This is a genomic window from Pedobacter nyackensis (assembly GCF_900176505.1).
Lineage (GTDB): Bacteria > Bacteroidota > Bacteroidia > Sphingobacteriales > Sphingobacteriaceae > Pedobacter > Pedobacter nyackensis.
This window is the reverse complement of record NZ_FWYB01000010.1, coordinates 146058-166149: the sequence shown is the minus strand read 5'-3', so window position 1 is coordinate 166149 and position 20092 is coordinate 146058. Positions and strand designations below refer to the sequence as shown.

Below are 20092 nucleotides of genomic sequence, written 5' to 3'. Positions count from 1 at the left end.
ACAGATCCGATTATTGATCGGAAAGTTAAACAATTTTAACAGAATTCTGAAATAAGGGACAAAGGCCCGGCTGATCAGAAACTGTTGATGTATACTTAAAAAGAATAAATTCATAGATTTGCGAGTATACTACTGAACATAAAAAAGCTAAATATGACTTATCAGGAAAAACTGAACGAAATACGAAATCAAATGAAGGCAGACAATGTACAAGCATACATTATTCCCTCTGCTGACCCTCATATTAGTGAATACTTACCTCATCATTATAAATGTATCCCTTTTACGTCCGGCTTTAAAGGCTCTGCAGGAACATTGGTTATTACACATGATCACGCAGGTTTGTGGACTGACTTCCGTTATTTTGAGCAGGCTGCAGACGAATTAAAGGATAGTGGTTTTGAGTTGATGAAGCAAAAGGTTCAACATGCTCCTGAATATATCCAATGGTTAATTGAAAAGTTAGGCAAAGGCGCTACAGTAGCTGCTGATGATAAATTGTTATCTGTATTGTTGGGCGACCTGCTGACACAACAATTTTCGGCTAAAGGTATTAGTCTGACCAGTAAAGATTACTTAAGTCCAATCTGGGAAAACAGACCTGCATTACCTACTGAAAAAGCATTTTTAATTGAGGATAAACATATCGGCCAGTCTGTAAAATCGAAACTGGAACAGGTTAGAGCAGCATTGCAAAAACAAGGTGCAGCATATCATCTCGTTTCTTCTCTGGATGACATGGCCTGGCTATTCAACATCCGCGGTAAAGATGTAAGTTACAATCCGGTAGTACTAAGCTTTGCCCTGATCAATCAGGATCAGGCGACTTTATTTGTAGACCGCAATAAACTAACAACTGAAGAAAAAGAAACCTTATTGAAAAGCGGTGTAGAGATATTACCATATGAGCAAGTTGCACAGGCTATATCAAACATCCCTGAAAACAGTTCTATTTTTATAGATCCAAAACGCAATTGCTTTGCTTTTTATAAGCTGGTACCAGCCTCTGTAAGGATTATTAAAGACACGAACCCTTCGACAAACTTAAAAGCAGTTAAAAACGAAACAGAGCTTTCTAATACAAGAACAGCGATGCTTAAAGATGGTGTTGCCATTACCCGTTTCTTAAAATGGCTTTCTGAGCACATCGGAAAAATCACGATTACAGAACTTTCTGCTGCAGCTGAATTACGTAAATTCAGAGAACAACAAGAAGGTTTTGTGGGGGATAGTTTTACTACGATCAGTGCTTACAAAGCTCATGGCGCTCTACCTCATTATGGTGCATCAGAAGAAAGCAATGTTGAAGTAAAAGCTGAAGGCCTATTCCTGGTAGATTCAGGGGGTCAGTATTTTTACGGAACGACAGACATTACCCGTACCATTCCTATGGGTAACAATACAGAAGAAGAAAGCACAGATTACACCTTGGTTTTAAAAGGTATGATCGACGGATGTAAAGTTCGTTTCCCTAAAGGTACCTGCGGTTATCAGATTGATGCCATCACCAGAAAACCATTATGGGATTATGCCATCAATTACGGACACGGGACGGGTCATGGTGTTGGTTATTTCCTGAATGTACATGAAGGTCCTCAGACTTTTAACCCTACAGCTACTCCAGTAGCCATTGAATTGGGTATGATCACTTCTGTTGAGCCCGGTGTTTATCGCCCGGGGAAACACGGTATCCGTATCGAAAACCTGGTAAATACAATTCAGGATATCAGCAATGAGTTTAACGAATTTTATGCTTTCGAAGCTTTAACTATTGCGCCTATAAACACTAAAATTGTGAAAAAAGAGCTATTGGAGCAATCGCAAATTGATTGGTTAAATAGCTATAATGCTTTGACATTCGAGAAGCTTAGCCCGATGTTAAATGCTGAAGAAGCTGAATGGTTAAAAGCTGAAACTAAAGCGATATAATTACTGCATACATTACACTATACCTTTCTAACGAAAATACCTGAGTAGTTTTCACAAAAAAAGCTGATATGCTATGAGAAGGCCTAGGAAGTTTTTAATTCTTCTTAAAGAATTAAAAAGATTCCAGCCTTAGAATAGTGTATCAGCTTTTTTAGAATAAAGAATATTTTTTATGCAGGACTAATCGACCTATCCAGGTGCACATATCCCCCATCTACATAGACCAGTTGCCCGGTAGTATGACTAGACGCATTGGAAAGCAAGAAAACCGTAGCATTTGCAATCTCTTCTGCTGTGGTCATCCTTTGCCCGAAAGGAATCTTAGCTTTAATTTCAGCGAGTTTCTCTTCAGAGTTCGGAATAGAGTTAATCCATGTTTGATACAATGGCGTATAACATTCCGCTACAATAACAGAATTTACACGAATACCATACGGCAGCAATTCTACAGCCCATTCGCGCGTTAAAGCATTCCTGGCACCATTTGATGCTGCATAGGCAGAAGTCCCACCCTGGCCGGTATCAGCCACCTTTGAGCCTATATTAACGATCGCACCATTTGAAGCCTTGAGTGCTGGCAAAGCATGGTGTGCCATTAAATAATAATGAATCACATTTTTATGTAAGCTCTCTACAAACTTATCGTAGTTACCGCTTTCCAGCCCTACACCGTCGTTTACGCCGGCATTGTTTACCAATCCATCAATACGCCCAAACTTTTCAATTACGAGCTCAATAGCTTTTGCAACAGCCTCAGGCTTGGTTAATTCTGCCGTAAGCTGAAAAACCTGTCCACCATTGGCAATAATATCATTGGCCAGCTTCAAATTATCCTGCTCATTCCTACCCACAATGACAGGAATCGCCCCTTCTTTGGCCAACACCCTCACAATACCTTCTCCAATGCCCTTGGCACCCCCGGTAACAATTACTACTTTATCTTTTAATTGCAAATCCATAGATCGCTAGCTTATTTTAAATTATAAAATCTTGTTGCATTGCCCCCCCAGAAGAGCGCCTGCTCATCTGAAGAAAGTTGCGAGGTATAACCCTCCATTAATCCTACTACCTGCGGGTATGAAGCCGCGACAAGGCATACAGGCCAATCGGAACCATACATCAGTCGCGCAATACCAAAGGTCTCAAAAACTACATCCAGGTAAGGCCTGAAATCTTCATCTTTCCAATTTGCCCAATCTGCTTCGGTAACTATTCCGGATACTTTACAGTAAACATTTTCATGTTGAGCCAGGGCGATGATATCCTTTTTCCATTCCGCTATTGAACTGCCTTTAATATCAGGCTTGGCAATATGGTCGAGCACAAAAAGCTGATCAGGAAATTTCGCTGCCAGTTCTGCGGCAAACTTCAGCTGATCTGGAAAAATAAGAACATCGTAGGTATAATTGAACGACTTCAGTTTGCTGATCCCATTTAAGAATGCAGGCTTAAGCATTAATGCACGATCCTTTTCACCTTGCAGAATATGTCTGAAACCTTTCAGTTTATCGTATTCAGTTAAGCCCGACAACTGGTCCTCTATATCTTCAGCCTGTAGATCTACCCAACCCACAATCCCTTTAACAAAATCATGATGCTTAGCATTTTTGATCTGAAAAAGATTCTCTTCAGAGGATTGATCTGACTGCACAACGACACTCCCGTCAAAATGATGTTGCTGAAGTTCGGCCAGCAATTGAGACGGCATAAAATCAGCCCTCAGCACAGCCATCTCCTCAGAGATCCAGCTGTCCCTTACGTCATCATAAATCCAGAAATGCTGGTGGGCATCAATTTTTAACATAATTCTTTACCAACTGCTTAGAAGTACCCAAGCCATCAATACCCAATTCCACCACATCTCCCTCTTTAAGGTATACAGGTGGGTTAAAGCCCAATCCTACACCTGCAGGGGTTCCTGTAGAGATTACATCACCCGGTAACAAAGTCATAAACTGGCTTACGTAAGACACCACAAAAGGTACATTGAATATAAAATTCGAGGTATTGCCATCCTGCATTTTCTGACCGTTTACGGTAAGCCAAAGGCGAAGGTTGTTTACATCAGCAATTTCACTTTTGGTAGCCATAAACGGACCTAATGGTGCAAATGTATCACAGCCCTTTCCTTTATCCCAGGTACCATTTCTTTCCAACTGAAACTCGCGCTCAGACACATCATTATGTAAAACATAACCTGCAACGTAATCAAGTGCTTCAGCTTCCTCAACGTAAGAAGCTTTCTTACCGATCACAATGGCCAATTCAACTTCCCAATCTGTTTTTACAGAGTTTTTAGGAATAACAATATCATCAAAAGGGCCTGCCAATGAAGAACTTGCCTTCATAAAGATTACCGGTTCTGGTGGAATTGCAGCATTCGTTTCTCTTGCATGATCGGCATAGTTTAAGCCAATACAAACTATTTTCGAAGGACGCGCCACCGGAGATCCCAATCGGGTACCTTCAGGTAAAGCAATCAGGCTACCCTCATTTGCTTTAACAAACTCTTCAAGTCGCTCTAGCCCATTATCATTAAAAAACTGTTCGTTGTAATCTCCGCCAAAGGCCGAAGTGTCATACCAGGTATCGTTAATAATTACCCCGATTTTTTCCTGATCGGCGGCTCCCCATCTGATTAATTTCATGTAATAATTTTATGTCTATTTAATTTTCAATTCAATGATCGTGTCCATGTCATCCATTTTCACCCCATTCAAGTATATTGTTGTCTGATCTGCTGTTTGCTTAAACTTCAGCTTAGTACCATCTTTCATTAGAGCTGCAGCAACAACCTTCTGCTTTAACTTCGGTAAGTTAATAAAAGGTTGAGTTATTTTATGAATAACATGCGCATATAAAGTTTTGTCTTTTGAAGTTATTAAACCCCAGTCCTGCACCTCAATAACATTCCCTCTGGTGCCATAAATACTAGCGCCGTATACCTTCATCCAGTCGCCCACTTTAGCCAAAGTATCTACATTTTCAGGCTGAATTACACCATTAGGCATCGGACCAACATTTAACAGGAAGTTGGCATCTCTTCCGGCATCATTTACGAGGTAATGAATAAGCTGCTTTACCGACTTATACTTCCTGTCTGTGATGTTAAATCCCCATGAATTGTTCATCGTTTCGCAGGTTTCCAACGGAAGCTGTGAGATGCTTGCCCCACCAAAGCCTGTCGTATTTAACCCTGGTAAATCCTTTTCAAACATCTGGAAATCTTCGCCAGGCAGAGGAGATAAATGGTGGTTATTACCAACCATACATTGCGGCTGCAATTTATGGATAAGGGCATAAATCTCATCATAGTGCCAGTCGACCTTCGACTTTAGTGACTTATCCTTGTCGTTATCCAACTGATCCCAGTGACCGTCAAACCATATGCCGCCAATCTCTCCATAATTGGTTAGTAACTCCGTTAACTGGGCTTTCATAAAAGCAATGTAATTGTTCCAATCATCCTTCTCAGTGCGTCCGGTCCCCTTTCCAGTTTTACCTGTAGCATACTGGTAATCGTTGCGCGACCAGTCCAGCAAAGAATAATAGAGGAATAATTTTATTCCCTGCCTATGGCATTCCTTAGCCAGGGGCGCAAGAACATCCTTTCCATATGGTGTCTCAGTGATTTTCCAATCGGATTGTTTAGTATCCCAATTGCTAAATCCATCATGATGGCGTGTAATGAAGGTGATGTATTTCATTCCAGCATTTTTTGCCGCTGTCACCCACTTTTCAGCATCAAAAGCTGTAGGGTTAAAAATATCTTTCAGCCGCTTATAATCTCCAACTTTAATATTCTTATTAGTCATTACCCACTCTCCATCACCAAGTACGCTAAAGGCGCCCCAATGGATAAACATGCCGAACTTCATATCCTGAAACTCTTTTCGGGCAGCAAGATTAGCGGAAGTCGGTACATACTGCTGTGCACTTAAGCCAAGCGAAGCACTAATAAATATTAATAAGCTAAAAAATCGTTTCATATGGCGTGTTAGTTATTGAGTTTAATAAATCCTCCATCCAATGGATAGTCATTTCCGGTAACAAAACCCGACTCATCGGCGCATAAATACAAAGCAAGTGAGGCTACCTCTTCAGGTTTCCCCATGCGACCAATAGGCTGACTTTTCGATAATTTTTCAAATATTTCAGCTTCTTGTCCCGCATAATTTTTAGCGATAAAACCATCAACAAAAGGTGTATGCACCCTGGCTGGTGATATGCTGTTACATCTGATCCCTTCCGCCATATAATCTCTGGCCACAGACATCGTCATGGCATAAATCGCACCCTTACTCATGGAGTAAGCGAAACGGTCTGATATCCCTACTACAGCTCCAATGGAAGCCATATTAAGGATTACTCCGGAACCTTGCACCTTCATTGCAGGAATTGCAGCAAAAAGGCAATTGTAAGCTCCTTTAACATTTACATCAAATACTTTTACAAAGTCAGCTTCGCTGGTATTATCGGCTCTGCCAATGTGGGCTATACCCGCATTGTTCACCAAAATATCAATTGTACCAATTTGGTTGAATATTTCCACAACGGCCGACTGGTTACTTACGTCGCAACCATAAGCACTAGCAGATCCACCGGCAGCTTCAATTTCACTAACAGTTTGCAAACCTGCATCTGCATTTAATTCTATAATATGTACGTGAGCCCCTTGTTTGGCAAAAAGTGTTGATATGGCTTTTCCAATCCCACTTCCACCACCTGTAATAACTGCTGATTTTCCTTTTAAACTAAACATCCTTTATAATTATAATGAAACGCCTCTTTTCCATGGTATAAAATCGTCCTGATTGAGCTGGACAGCCTTTGGTATAACTTCACCACTTGCCGCTTTAATGCAATATTCCAGGATCTCTGCTCCTACCTCTTCTATGGTCTTCTCTCCACGGATAATAGCACCCGTATCTATGTCAATAATATCACTCATTCTGGTAGCCAGCGCCGTGTTGGTAGCTACTTTAATTACCGGACAAACAGGATTACCTGTAGGGGTACCTAAACCGGTAGTAAATAAAATTAAAGTTGCTCCACTTGCAGCCTTCCCTGTCGTTGCTTCCACATCATTTCCAGGGGTGCATACCAAACTCAATCCCGGCTTAGTTGCCGGCTCTGTATAATCAAGCACATCAACTACCGGAGAAGTCCCCGCTTTTTTAGCTGCACCTGTACTTTTTATAGCGTCAGTAATTAAACCATCTTTAATATTTCCCGGGGATGGGTTCATGTGAAAGCCTGAGCCCACAGCATGTGCCTGTGCATCGTACTCCTGCATCAGTCTGATAAATTTCTCTGCTGTTGGTTCATTTACACACCGGTCTATTAAATTTTGCTCAGCGCCACAAAGCTCAGGGAACTCCGCAAGCAATACCTTCGCGCCTAAAGCTACTAATAAATCTGAAGTATATCCAACCGCAGGATTAGCAGATATCCCGCTAAAACCATCACTGCCACCACACTTAACACCTACACATAATTTGCTTAAAGGAGCTGGTTTCCGCTCGTTTTTATTGATATCTGTTAAGCCCACAAAAGTCTTCAGAATAGCATCCTTGATCAGCTGTTCTTCACTTTGGCTTTGTTGCTGTTCAAATATTAAGACAGGTTTATCAAATGCCGGATTTCTTTTCTTAACATCATCCAGGAAATCTTGTGTTTGGAGGTGCTGACAACCCAGACTCAATACCGTAATCCCGGCAACATTAGGATGATCCGCGTAAGCCGCAAGCAATTGACTCAGCAATGCAGCATCCTGTCTGGTTCCACCGCATCCGCCCTGATGATTTAAAAATTTAATCCCATCGACGTTTTTAAAAACACGTTTTTTAAGCGGTTCAACAGGAGCAAGTTCATCCAATTTAAATGAAGTAAGATCTTGCCCGGCCTGATAAGCTTCCAGCAACTGCTCAGTAAAGTGCTTATACTTATCCGTTACGGTATAACCCAGCGTATTGTATAAAGCTTCCTTTATCACATCCAGGTTTCTGTTTTCACAGAATACAGTGGGAATAAAAAGCCAGTAATTTGCAGTACCAACCCGACCATCAGCACGATGGTAACCATTAAAAGTCCTGTCCTTATACGCGGTAACATCAGGAACCTGCCATTGGTAATCCACATTCCTGTAAGCGTAATCCTGCGAAGCATGATGCACATTGGATGTTGTCATTAATCCGCCCTGCGGAATAAAAGCCGTAGCCTTTCCGACAAGCACCCCATACATGAATACTTCGCCACCTATATTCAAATCATCAATAAAGAACTTATGCTTCGCATTTATATCATCCTTTAAAGTAATCGACTGGTTATTCCACGTAATTATTTGTCCTTTCGACAAATTCTGCAAAGCCACCAACACATTATCGTCAGGGTGGATTTGTAAAAAACTCTTTATTGTATTTTCTAACATTATCCGTTTAACTCAAATATTTTATCCATCATTATCCATTTCTCGCCAGGCTTAGCCCCTGGTACCGCCTGCTGATATTTCCACATCAAAGTTTCCCATTCCTGCACCTTCTCATTACCTGCATCCATAGCTGCTTTATCAGCAAAACTGAACGCTTCATTTACCTCCATGATCATAAACAACCGGTTTCCCGTCCTGTATATTTCCATATCTTCAATTCCTGATGACCTGATACTTTCTATAATCTCAGGCCATACTTTTCGATGCATTTTCTCATACTCGGCGATTAGTTGATCGTCGGGTATCAGGTCCAGTGTCAAACAATATCTTTTATTCATAATTTACACTTTTAACAACTTTATGTCCTTTTAAGCCAAACAAGAGTACCACCACAAAACATACGAGGGGCACGATATATCCAATCTGAATATTATGGGTCACATCACTTATATATCCCATTACTGGTGGTAATATGGCACCACCAACAATCGACATGATGATCAGACTACTTCCCAGTTTGGTATCTCTGCCAAGATCTTTGATACCGAGGGAGAATATAGTAGGAAACATAATAGACATAAAAAAGGCTATCCCAATCACTGAAACCAGCGCAAGTGTACCTCCAGAGGTAATCGCAATCCCACATAAAATCACATTGATCAATGAATAAATAACCAACAATGATTCTGCTTTAATGAATTTCATGAGGAAGGTTCCTATTACCCTGCCTAGCAGAAAAGCCAGTCCCATTCCATAACCTGCATAGTCTCCTGCTGTTTGCTGATCTATACCTGCAGCCTCGGTTGCGTACAATATGAAGAAGCTAAATACACATACTTGCGCACCAACATAAAAAAATTGTGCGGCCACGGCCCAGCTTAAATGTCTGTGTCGTAAAGCATGCAATATTCCGGTTTTTTCATCTTGCTTCTCTTCCTCTTCTACAATTTCAGGCAATTTTAAAAAGATAAATATGACCGCGATTACGAGGATAATGCTTCCTAAAATCAAGTAAGGTGTTTTTACTGAAGAAGCTTCAGAAGCTAATGCCAGTTGTCGTGCAGACTCCGTCATCTTATTCAATTCCTCATCTGAAGCCCCTTTGATTAAAATTACCCTTACCCCAACCATTGGTGCCAATGTAGCGGCCAGACCATTAAAAGTTTGCGCAAAGTTTAAGCGGAAGGTTGCAGTCTCAGGAGGCCCGAGCAAGGAAGCATACGGATTCGCCGCCGTTTCGAGTATGGTAAGTCCGCAGGCAATGATAAAAAGTGCTCCTAAAAAGAATATATATAACTGCGTATTGGCAGCAGGAATAAATAAGAATGAGCCTAAAGCAAAAAATGCCAGTCCGATAATAATCCCGGTCTTATATCCATATTTTTTCATGATGAACCCGGCAGGTAATGCCATCACGAAATAAGCAATAAATACCGCTGAATCAACCAGTGAGGCTTGCAATGTAGATAAACTAAATGACCGTTTTAAATGCGGAATAAGGATCGGATCTAGGTTATGTACAAAACCCCACATAAAGAAAAGTGAGGTGATCATGATAAAAGGGAAAAGATATTTATTCTTCGTCATCTGGTTTAAGTATTTGGTTATTCAAATAACGTATATTCCAGCCTCAATTATTTTATGATATTATCATATGATTATGCGATTTTGGCATATAAAACAACCATAAGGTGCAAAGATCTGAATTTTTGCCTGAAGAAGGCAAATTTCTAAACAAAAAAAGCCCCGGTTTCCCGAAGCTCTAAATTCTATACAAAGCAGGTTTTACGCTTTAAACTCCATTGCATAAACTAATCTATGCATCCTGCTTTAAGAATAAAATTACCTTCTCAGAAACAGCCTTAGCGTTCTTCGCTTTTTCAGCGAAGCAATGCAGCTGTTGAGGAGAATGGTTATTTTATTATTTTAAGTAAATACTCCCCATAACCACTCTTCACCAATGGCGTAGCAATAGTTCTCAATTGTTCTTTATCAATGTACCCCATACGGTAAGCAACCTCTTCAATACATCCGATCTTTAATCCCTGACGATCCTCGATCACCTGCACAAACTGGCCAGCCTGCATCAATGAAGCAAAAGTACCTGTATCTAACCAGGCTGTTCCCCTGCTCAATACACCTACCTTTAATTTACCCTGTTCAAGGTAAACCTTGTTCACATCAGTAATTTCATATTCTCCACGCGGAGATGGCTTAATGTTTTTAGCAATTTCCACTACACTGTTATCATAGAAATACAGTCCCGGGACTGCAAAGTCCGACTTCGGCTGAGCCGGTTTTTCCTCAATAGAAATGGCTACATTCTGCTCATCGAATTCTACTACACCGTAACGTTCAGGATCAGAAACCCTGTAAGCAAATACAACACCACCATCAGGATCTGCGCTGGCCTGTAAAAGCCTCGACATGCCATCGCCATAAAATATATTATCACCAAGCACCAATGCGACTTTATCGTTACCAATAAAATCAGCACCAATAACAAAGGCCTGTGCTAAACCATTAGGCTGTTCCTGCACGGCGTAAGAGAACTTACAGCCCAAACGGCTTCCATCACCTAATAATTTTTCAAAATTTGGCAGATCATGCGGTGTTGAGATAATCAGAATCTCCTTAATGCCCGCAAGCATCAAAATAGATAATGGATAATAGATCATCGGCTTATCATAAACAGGCATCATCTGTTTACTCATGACCAGAGTTAAGGGATGTAGTCTTGTACCGCTTCCACCAGCTAGAATTATTCCTTTCAAGTTAAATGTATTTGAGGTTAATATTTATTCGATTGTATAGGTATTACTTACCCGAAGATACACTATTTTCCAACTCAGCATACCACTCCGCACCGTATTTTCTGATCAGGGGTCCTTTTAAAAACTGATAGACAGGCACTTTCAACTCACGGCCAAATGAACAAGCATCATGACAAATATGCCATCTGTCGTAATTTAACACTTCAAATTCAGGATATTGCGTGATACGAATTGGGTATAAATGGCAGGAAATTGGTTTTTGCCAATCAACCAGGCCCTGCTCATAGCCTTTCTCTATCCCACATTTAGTGATCCCGTTCTCGAATGTTACATAGGCACATTCTTTATTACCGTCCACACATGGTGTAGTTAAGTCGCCATCAGCATCCACCACCGAAGTACCTTGTTCTTCTATCGCAGCGATACCTTTAGCCTCCAGCAAATGTTTGATTTTTGGATAAATATCTTTGAGAATAGCGGTCTCTGCTACATCAAGCGGTGCCCCCGCATCTCCTTCTACACAACAAATGCCCTTGCATTTGTTCAGGTTACATACAAAACTTTCCGTAATGACGTCCTCATGAACCAGCGTATTCTGTACTTCTATCATTTCCTTTTATTTATGCTTAATACTTAAGCTCATTATTGCACTATGGCAAGCGGATACTTCAATCCATCTGCCGATTTAATCTCCATGGTTACAGCACCAACAATAATCTCAACCTGAGCCTTTACAGGCACCCTGTTGCCATCATCAGTTATCCAAAGGTATAACTTACTATCTTTTCTAAAAACCCGCCCTGGCTTTATAGAAGGACTAAATTTCAAACATTTTATTTTGCCCAGTTTTGTTTTCACAACTTCCCGTCCTACAAACTGAATTTCGAGCTGACTGATCTCATCGCCAAGAAAATAATTCAGCTTAACAAAATCACCTATCTTCATTTTCGAAATATCCAGACTACGGGCAAAATAATAGGCCGACACCAGGTCGAACGTTTGCTTGCTAGGCGTATTCAATGTAGCCTGTGTAGCGATCACCTTTTTATTCTCCTGCTGGAATCTGGCCTTATCCTGTCTGCGGTATCCACCTTCACGTATATTCTCCTGATAAAAATAAGGCTTTAAATTATCCTTATCAATAAAAGAATCATAATGATCCCTTATCTTATAAAAGATATCAAAAGTTCCTGATGTGGCTCCATCTACCACCAGCTTAAAAGTAGGCTTACCATCAAACTTAAGTTCAGAATTCTGAACTTTTAGTGTCCCTTCAGCAGCAGTAATAAAGCCGTATTTCAATTTATACTTCAATACTTCCCCAGCCTGAAAAACAGGTTCCTTAACAAATGGAAGCTCCTGGGCCAGGATATTAAAACTTAGGAATAAACCAATAATAACCAGTAAGGATTTTCTCATGCCTAAGTTTAAACAAAAAGTAAACCAATTAATCTTTACGCTTATAAATTGGTACAGTAGAACAAGGCTCACCATACATGATGCTCTTAACTACAGGTGTCAGTAAATTCGTAATTTCAACATAGGCTGCAACAGTTACATCAATATCTGCACATCCCTTTATCACCACCCGCTCTCCGGCAAATGAATCTATATTTATTTTAGCCAAAGCCTTTGTAAACAAAACCGACTCCAATGTTTCCAGGCTACCAAAAACAACCTCATTGGCGTAAGGTTTCATTTTATTAGCCAACAGCATATAAGCCCAGGTAGGCACAATGGCATCTGCACTGCAAATTATAGCCACGTTCTTTCCTGTATAGGCAGACCAGTCATGCGTTTTAATAAACTCCCTAAAATCCTTCTCCCTCAGCATCAAACCATGAAAAAGGTTTTCTTTAATATCATAAACAACACGCTCGCCCGGATGATAATACTCTTCCAGGTTTAGGGTAATCAAACCACTTGCCGCTACTTTATTGACGAAATTTTCCTGAATATCCATGTTTCAAATATCATTAAATATAAAAAAACCGGAAGCCTTATGACTTCCGGTTACAAAATTACGTAAAATATGACTAATAGAATTTCACCCTATTGTCTTTTATCTCGCTTTTATCTTGCAATGCCTGGAACGCTGCGCCTAAAGAGCGTTGTGCGCTTGCCTGCATCATCATTTCTTTTTGTTTGTAAGTGTTAGCCAAAGGAGCTGGATTACTAAAACCATCTACAGAGAACACATACACACCTTGAACACCATCAACTGCTTTAGAAAGTTTTCCTGGCTGAGAACCGAAAACAGTTCCAACCAATTTATTTTCCTGTGCAGCACCCGGAATGATTGGGTTAGCAAATACAATGTTTTCAACCGGAGCTACAGTTTTACCTAATTTTTGAGCTACCTGCTCAATTTTAGAAGCACCTTCTAATGCTTTATTTACTTTTTCAGTAAGCATTTTGGCTTTAACTGCATTGCGAACCATTGGTTCAATTTCTTTTTTAACCGCATCTAAAGAAAGTATTCCTTTTGGCTTAACATCAGTTACACGAGCAACTACGTAAGCATTATCCATTTGGTATACCTCTTTAAGCACATCACCTTTATCAGCAGCATAAGCATCACGGATCAACTGACGTGGGTTATCTAAACCAGGTGCAAATCCTTGAGTCGGCGTAACTTTATCAGCAACACCAACAGTTAGACCATTTTTCTTAGCTACCTCAGCAAAGTCACCTTTTTCAACCTCATTAAGGAAACTGTTAGCTTTCTTGTAAGCAGCATCTCTGGTTTTGTTACTTGAAACCAAACCTTTTTCTATATAAGCCAGCTTAGCCACTTTTGAAGAGCCAACCTGTTTTTCGATTTTAATTAAGTGTACTCCAAACTGAGAAGTTACCACTTTAAGATCACCAGGTTTGCCATTAAATGCAGCTTCTTCAAATGGAGCTACCATTTGACCACGGCTAAATGTACCCAGGTCGCCACCTTTATCTTTTGAACCATCAACGCTATACTGTTGAGCAAGCGATGCAAAAGAAACACCATTCTGAACCAATGTCCTTAATGAATCTGCTAATTTGTTAGCTCTATCAACACCACCAAGTTTAGATGGATCGATTAGGATATGACTTGCCTTTACTGAATCCGGAGAAAAACGGGTATCAATAACTTTCACAATTTTATAAGAATTACCCGAGAATTTAGGACCATAAAAGCTGCCGGCAGGAAGGTTAAATACTACTGAATCAACAGCCGGATCTAATTTACCTTTTGACATGTAAGTGTAAGGCACTTTCACATCGGAATTAACCGCAGCAAATAATGAATCATTTTGAGCCGTTCTGAAATCAGCAGCTAATTTCTCTACCTGAGATTTAACCGCAGCTGAATCCGCTTTTGTAGGATTTACACTGAACGCCACATATTCAAATGAACGCGTTTCTGTAGGGTTTTCAAAACGTTTCTTGTTTTCGTTATAGTAATCAGAATAATCTGACTCCGTCAATTTTACTGTTGCATCAGGTACAGATGCATAATCCACAACAGCATATTTGAAGCTCGCCAGTTTATTACGGTTCTGATATTCGTCATTTGCTTCCAAAGTGGTTACATAAACAGAATTACTGATTAAATTGGCATATTTCTTTTGAAGTGCTTGTTTTTCGATTTCACTTTGCAAAAGATCCCATTGTTGTTTCAACTGAGGATTTTTATCTTGTTGCTTTAATGAGTTAAGCACTTCAGCACGGTTTACTTCACCAGTTTGAGGATTACCAAAATACTGAACAATCAGTGGACTTGGATTTTTGCCCTGAAGCAAATCAAACAGTTCATCGCCAGAAATGGTTAAGCCTAAACGGCTATACTCTTTACCCAAAAGGATACCAGCTACTTCACCTTGCCATACATTATCAACAGCCATAGCTTGCATTTGCGCATTACCTGAACCGCCGTATTGTTGTTTAAACTGAGCTAAACTCTGGTCTACTTTCGGACCAAACTGATCTATGCTAATTTCTTCACCGTCAATTGTTCCAACAACCTTTTGTGATTCAGCCCAAAAAGGCTTACCCACGTTAATTGCATCACCAACTAAAAAAGCAACAATTGCAAAACCGATGGCTCCTATCAAAATATAGCCGGCACGATTCCGCAAAAATGTCATTAATCCCATAATATTCTTATTTATAATTCTTTTTTAAGAGCGCGCAAGATACAACTTTTGCGAAAAAAAGAAAACATTAAATTATTCGCCGAATTTTTCGTCGATATAAGTCTCTCCATACCCGCTTCCGGCGTTATAATAACTGAAGTCCTGAGGCGCGCTAAAATTAACCGCATTGACGAAAGAGCCATCAGGCTTCGTTACAATCCCCTGAGGCGAAAAAAACATCTGCTTTTTCTCATCCCAGATCAGCTCTTCAGTATTAAAAGTAAGCGACTGATTCACTACAACCACATTTCTTCTAAAAATGGTAAGCTTCTCTGTTTCCTTCATGATGGCATAATCAGAAGTAATAGAACCTGTAATGTTCATCTTATCATCCAGAAACTGAATCTTAACTCCCTTAGGCATTTCCTGAAAAATAGCTCCTGTTGCAGGGGTAATCTTATCCAATACCGGTGCAAATCCTTTCGCCTTAACCTTTGCCGAGTCACTGTAAATAATATCTACACCAAGGGTACGGTTCGTGTCCAGGTTTACCTTTTTTGTAAGCTTTGCTGCTTTCTTCAAATCATCTTCGCCGCATGAGCTAAGTGAAAGCTGAAAAACACAAAGGAAAGCTATACAAAAAATCATACCCGGACTTTTAGCCCAGGTATAACTATTTTTTAATCGAAATGAAGTTTCCATAACCTTAGTATGAGTTCATTAATCGAACTTAAATCTTCTGAACCAGGTATCGTTAAGTGTAAACCCTAAATGGATATTGATATAATTTTCCTGTACCAGTCCATTACTAACTGTACCTCTTCTTCCAAGTTCTGTAGTTAAATTAAGCTTGTGGAAAGCGAATCTGTTGAATGCTAATGGCAGGCCTAAACCAAACGTAACAGCCATTTGCTTAATATCCTGATTAACCACTTTGATATAGGTCTTATCGTAAGTAAAACCAAGTCTGTAGTCTACCCTGTTAAAATAACTTCCTATTGAAGTCATATCCGGTGTAAGCTGCCCACCAACTGAGGCACCCCAGCTGTCTTCAAGCCCCTTGTTCACCCCATCGATACTTAACTTAGACCAGTTTCCAGTTCTAAAGTCAGCACCAATTAACCATTTATTATCTCTTTGTATCGCAATACCAAAATTATGTACCAAAGGTAATTTCAATTTTGCAGAACCGTTTTCTACAAATGCCGGTGTATCAATTGCAGTTCCTTCATCACCTGTGTTCTGTCTCACATATCTGGTTACCACGAAAGTCTTCTTAGAATTGATGGTAGATGGAGAAGAACCTGAATAACCAAGGGTAATACGGCTTTTAGCACTCAGGGGAATCTCATATTGAGCACCATAAGAGAAGCCTATACCACCTACACTGTTCTTATCCTGTTGTTTGGTGTTAACAGCGGCTACACTTTGAAGTTCCAATGCGCGGTTTTCAACCAGGTTTCCGAAAACGTACTCTACGTTTACACCAACTCTGAAATGATCACCAAACTGCTGACCTAATCCCATATAAGCTTTTGTTAAACCTCCTTCTCCTGAATACAATCTGCTTACGGTATTCGTATCGCCATCCAGTTTACCGGTATTGCTAAACTCATAACCAAGATCAGTATATGGGAGTAATCCAAAACTTAAGCCAGTACGTCCGGCTTTAATTGGAAAAGCTAAAGCAATATGGCTCAACGTTGAATTGAAGCTACCTTCAGTTAAGTTGTCCTTTTTCAACTGCTTAAATCCACCACTCATACCGATATCTACGGTAGTCATGGTAATACCTGAATAAGATGCAGGATTTTGCATGTTGATATTGCTGTAAAAAGTATTGGGCTTATAAATTGCGGTAGAGATACCACCCATTGCCCGAAACTGAGGCAGCAACAAACCTTTAACATTACCAAGTCCATATCTCGAATATGGGGATTGAGAAGTTACCTGTGCCTTAACAGTAACACTGGCTAACAAGGTCATTACCGCTACTATATAATTAATTTTTTTGTACATATTCAAATGCAATAACTTCATTTAATCCTTTTAATACTAAATATGGATCGTGTATAATTTGAGGCGCAAAGATGCTGTTTTTTAATTGTTCTAGCAAAAAAGCAGCGTTACCACCCGTTAACAATACCGTCAGGCCATTATTTTCTTTATTATAGGAGGATATAAAACCCTCAACTTCATTAATTACTCCTTGTAAGACACCATTTTTGATCGCCGAATCGGTATCTCTCCCCTTAGGAATCCCAGCCTCTTTATCCCACTTTACCATTGGCAATCTACCGGTAAAATGATGCAACGCTTTAAACCGCATATCGATACCCAAACTGATGCTACCGCCAAAATACTCAGTCCGGTCATTCAGCAAATCATAAGTGATACAAGTTCCGGCATCTATCATTAAACAATTTTGTTTAGGATAATAACCATTTGCAGCAATTACTTTAGCCCACCTATCTAAACCTAACGTCGCAAGCGACTCATAATTATTCTTTACGCCTGTATTAATCTGAGTAGAGAAAGGTATGTAATTGGTATTCGATTTCAAAACATGAATTACTTCAGACGCATCCTCACTAACACTGGAGACACATGAATTACTGATCTCATATTGTTTGATTATACCGATCAGTTCAGCCGGCACAATTTGCTTAAGAACCTGGTAGTGAACCAACGTTTTCTCATCAAAAACAGCCAGTTTACTATTTGTATTACCAATATCTATGACCAGATTATGCATTAACGCCTTCAAACTTCATTACGCAAAGCTATCAATCTTTAGTTAGTTTCAAGGTCTCAAATTGTTAAAAAAAGTTAAACAAACAAAAAGTACTGAATGGCGAAAACCAGAACAAGGAACAAGCTTTCATAAAACCATCTCTTTTTTGCATTTGAGAAATAATAGGCTAACAAAACGGTACCCGGAGGCACACACAACAGAAAATGATACAATCTGAAATCAGGCTTGGTATAAAAACTGGCAATGCTGACAATAAACATGAAAAACAACATCTGAAAGGCCTTTCTTGTGCTGATAAAGCTCCTGAAAAAGTTCTCCCGTAATTGCAATATGGCCAATACCATCATTACCAAAACAGGCACCAGAACCAGGTAATCGTTATAATTGATCTTAAAAACTGAAGGGAATTTATTACCAAGGGGTAACCAAATCTTGTAAAACATAGACAAGCTATCATTCCAGTAATAAAAAACGCCTACAAAAAAGAAAATAGTTAAGAAACCGACGAGCCCAGACACCCATTCCCGCCAATTAAAAGACCTGTACAATAGCAAGGCAAGCCATATCATGATCAGCATCACGATAAAAGGGAAATAAATCAGTGTCCCAATGGCGATGATCATTCCAATATCAAACATGATCATGATCGCATTCGGTGATTTTCCGATCTTCAGGAATTTATCCATCATCCAGATCAGTAAAAAATTACAGATCAGTGTAGGGCTCAGCACCAGGAAAGGCATAAATAAACTCGCTCCCGTTATGTACATCAATGCAGGTAAAAAGCCCGGTCTATTTAGCAAACCATGATTATTTACAACCCTGTTGAATAAGATAGCCTGTATAAAAATGATGATCCCGGCAAAAAAGACATTGCTCACCGGAGAAAATAAGCTCTGCATGGGGATCGGTATAAAAAACCTGGTATAAGACTCCAGGAACTCAAAATTCAGCTGAGCGGGAAGATCTGCAAAAATTGCCATTCGCATAAAAAAAGTATATGCGAATAGAATGAGCAGGTTTATAGGGTTTAAATTTCTAAATTGATTGATCATGCCTCTTTACAAAAGCAAAGTAAAGCAAATTATCTGGCAAACTGCTTTACTACTTTATCAATTAACCCAGCGGTTTCATCCGGAAAATGAAACTGATGTTCCTGCGGTTGCTCTACCCATTTTTTAATTATCGGAAGCCAGCTCTTATTGCTGCCCCAAACTACAGGCAGTCCGAATTGTTTCAAAGCATAGGCATTACACTGCTGCTCATATTGAAACCTCATAGGGGCTACCAACAATTTCTTACCCATAAAAAGAGCTTCAGCAGGGCCCTCAAAGCCTCCGCCGGTAAACAAACCTTCACATGAAGCCAGACTTTTATTGAATAATTCATTATTAACCGGTCGCACATCAACGTTACCATTCACATAAGCCTGCTTACAGTGTTTAGAAAATACTTGCCACTGCACCTGGGGGATTTGCTTCAATAAAGGAACTAAATATTGATCATCTATTGCCGGAAGATATACCGTATAATGTCCCAGATTACTGGTTTGCATATTTCTTATCTCTGCCCTGATTACGGGTGTATAAATAAAATCATCGTACCTGTCAAAATGGAAACCAACGTAATGCGTAGCAGGAGCATAATATTTCATGACCAGCTGTGCCCAGTCGATGCTTTTAGGCTTTGGCACACGCTTCGACTGAAAAGAGGCCTGATGACTCAGCCCCACACTTTCAATTCCCTGGGTTTTACAAGCCCATGCCGTTACCGGCTCAAAATCATTAAGAATCAGATTGTAATCTTTTAACGGAATACTGCGCATATCTTTTACAAAACGCGGCAGGTTCATTGTTTTCCAGGTTTCGTAGTGGTTCACCCCACCCTTCTTACCAAAAACGAAACTAAAGCCATGCAACTGATACTTTACTTCCTGTACCAGTTTAACGTCGGCCTGCGTACCGCTGATCAGTAAATCAACATCCCCATACTTTTGTAATAAGGGCACAATCTCCCTCGCCCGACTAATATGTCCATTGCCTGTCCCCTGTATGGCGTAAAGTATCTTCATTCGCACCGAATATCAGTAAAT

General features: G+C 40.0%; 19 protein-coding genes. 1 reads left to right on the top strand and 18 read right to left on the bottom strand.

Annotation, left to right across the window (positions count from 1 at the left end):
- The first annotated feature begins 153 nt into the window (after positions 1–153).
- A complete protein-coding gene (locus B9A18_RS17545) occupies positions 154–1929 on the top strand; it encodes an aminopeptidase P family protein (protein WP_084290850.1) in 1776 nt (591 codons plus the stop codon).
- Between the two features lie 170 nt (positions 1930–2099).
- Here the strand turns inward: B9A18_RS17545 and B9A18_RS17540 are convergent, their stop codons facing one another.
- From B9A18_RS17540 to B9A18_RS17455, 18 genes are all read right to left on the bottom strand, one after another.
- The gene (locus tag B9A18_RS17540) at positions 2100–2888 is read right to left on the bottom strand and encodes an SDR family oxidoreductase (protein ID WP_084290849.1); all 789 of its coding nucleotides are present in this window, start codon (positions 2886–2888) and stop codon (positions 2100–2102) included.
- 11 nt (positions 2889–2899) lie between these two features.
- Positions 2900–3733 carry an amidohydrolase family protein gene (locus tag B9A18_RS17535; RefSeq protein WP_084290848.1) on the bottom strand — a complete coding sequence of 278 codons (834 nt, stop codon included), beginning with the start codon at positions 3731–3733 and terminating at the stop codon, positions 2900–2902.
- Complete coding sequence (locus B9A18_RS17530; protein ID WP_084290847.1) at positions 3720–4577, bottom strand: fumarylacetoacetate hydrolase family protein; 858 nt, start codon at positions 4575–4577, stop codon at positions 3720–3722. Before B9A18_RS17530 ends, B9A18_RS17535 begins: the two co-directional genes overlap by 14 nt.
- 15 nt (positions 4578–4592) lie before the next feature.
- A complete protein-coding gene (locus B9A18_RS17525; protein WP_084290846.1) occupies positions 4593–5918 on the bottom strand; it encodes an alpha-L-fucosidase in 1326 nt (441 codons plus the stop codon).
- Between the two features lie 8 nt (positions 5919–5926).
- A complete protein-coding gene (locus B9A18_RS17520) occupies positions 5927–6691 on the bottom strand; it encodes an SDR family NAD(P)-dependent oxidoreductase (protein ID WP_084290845.1) in 765 nt (254 codons plus the stop codon).
- A 9-nt stretch (positions 6692–6700) separates the two neighbouring features.
- Entirely contained in the window at positions 6701–8359 is a 1659-nt protein-coding gene (locus B9A18_RS17515; protein ID WP_084290844.1) for a UxaA family hydrolase, read from the bottom strand.
- Positions 8359–8697 carry an L-rhamnose mutarotase gene (locus tag B9A18_RS17510; RefSeq protein WP_084290843.1) on the bottom strand — a complete coding sequence of 113 codons (339 nt, stop codon included), beginning with the start codon at positions 8695–8697 and terminating at the stop codon, positions 8359–8361. The genes B9A18_RS17515 and B9A18_RS17510 overlap by 1 nt, the downstream gene beginning before the upstream one ends.
- Complete coding sequence (gene fucP, locus B9A18_RS17505; RefSeq protein ID WP_084290842.1) at positions 8690–9946, bottom strand: L-fucose:H+ symporter permease; 1257 nt, start codon at positions 9944–9946, stop codon at positions 8690–8692. The genes B9A18_RS17510 and fucP overlap by 8 nt, the downstream gene beginning before the upstream one ends.
- A gap of 326 nt (positions 9947–10272) precedes the next feature.
- Positions 10273–11133: a glucose-1-phosphate thymidylyltransferase RfbA gene (rfbA, locus tag B9A18_RS17500; RefSeq protein WP_084290841.1), complete on the bottom strand. Its 861-nt coding sequence runs from the start codon at positions 11131–11133 to the stop codon at positions 10273–10275.
- Positions 11134–11176: 43 nt separating this feature from the next.
- Positions 11177–11743 carry a DUF3109 family protein gene (locus tag B9A18_RS17495; RefSeq protein WP_084290840.1) on the bottom strand — a complete coding sequence of 189 codons (567 nt, stop codon included), beginning with the start codon at positions 11741–11743 and terminating at the stop codon, positions 11177–11179.
- 32 nt (positions 11744–11775) lie between these two features.
- Positions 11776–12552 carry a DUF3108 domain-containing protein gene (locus tag B9A18_RS17490; protein ID WP_084290839.1) on the bottom strand — a complete coding sequence of 259 codons (777 nt, stop codon included), beginning with the start codon at positions 12550–12552 and terminating at the stop codon, positions 11776–11778.
- A 28-nt stretch (positions 12553–12580) separates the two neighbouring features.
- Positions 12581–13096: a DUF2480 family protein gene (locus tag B9A18_RS17485; protein ID WP_084290838.1), complete on the bottom strand. Its 516-nt coding sequence runs from the start codon at positions 13094–13096 to the stop codon at positions 12581–12583.
- 73 nt (positions 13097–13169) lie between these two features.
- A complete protein-coding gene (locus tag B9A18_RS17480; protein ID WP_084290837.1) occupies positions 13170–15266 on the bottom strand; it encodes a peptidylprolyl isomerase in 2097 nt (698 codons plus the stop codon).
- 72 nt (positions 15267–15338) lie between these two features.
- The gene (locus B9A18_RS17475) at positions 15339–15947 is read right to left on the bottom strand and encodes a hypothetical protein (protein ID WP_235005364.1); all 609 of its coding nucleotides are present in this window, start codon (positions 15945–15947) and stop codon (positions 15339–15341) included.
- A gap of 18 nt (positions 15948–15965) precedes the next feature.
- Positions 15966–17285 (bottom strand): BamG family beta-barrel-assembly machinery protein, encoded by a 1320-nt coding sequence (locus tag B9A18_RS17470; protein WP_235005363.1) that lies wholly within the window; start codon positions 17283–17285, stop codon positions 15966–15968.
- The gene (locus B9A18_RS17465; protein ID WP_084290835.1) at positions 17248–18000 is read right to left on the bottom strand and encodes a type III pantothenate kinase; all 753 of its coding nucleotides are present in this window, start codon (positions 17998–18000) and stop codon (positions 17248–17250) included. Before B9A18_RS17465 ends, B9A18_RS17470 begins: the two co-directional genes overlap by 38 nt.
- A gap of 74 nt (positions 18001–18074) precedes the next feature.
- Positions 18075–18983: a DUF6427 family protein gene (locus B9A18_RS17460; protein ID WP_235005362.1), complete on the bottom strand. Its 909-nt coding sequence runs from the start codon at positions 18981–18983 to the stop codon at positions 18075–18077.
- Between the two features lie 101 nt (positions 18984–19084).
- Positions 19085–20071, bottom strand: coding sequence for a glycosyltransferase family protein (locus tag B9A18_RS17455; protein ID WP_084290833.1), 987 nt, complete (start codon positions 20069–20071; stop codon positions 19085–19087).
- Positions 20072–20092 lie beyond the last annotated feature (21 nt).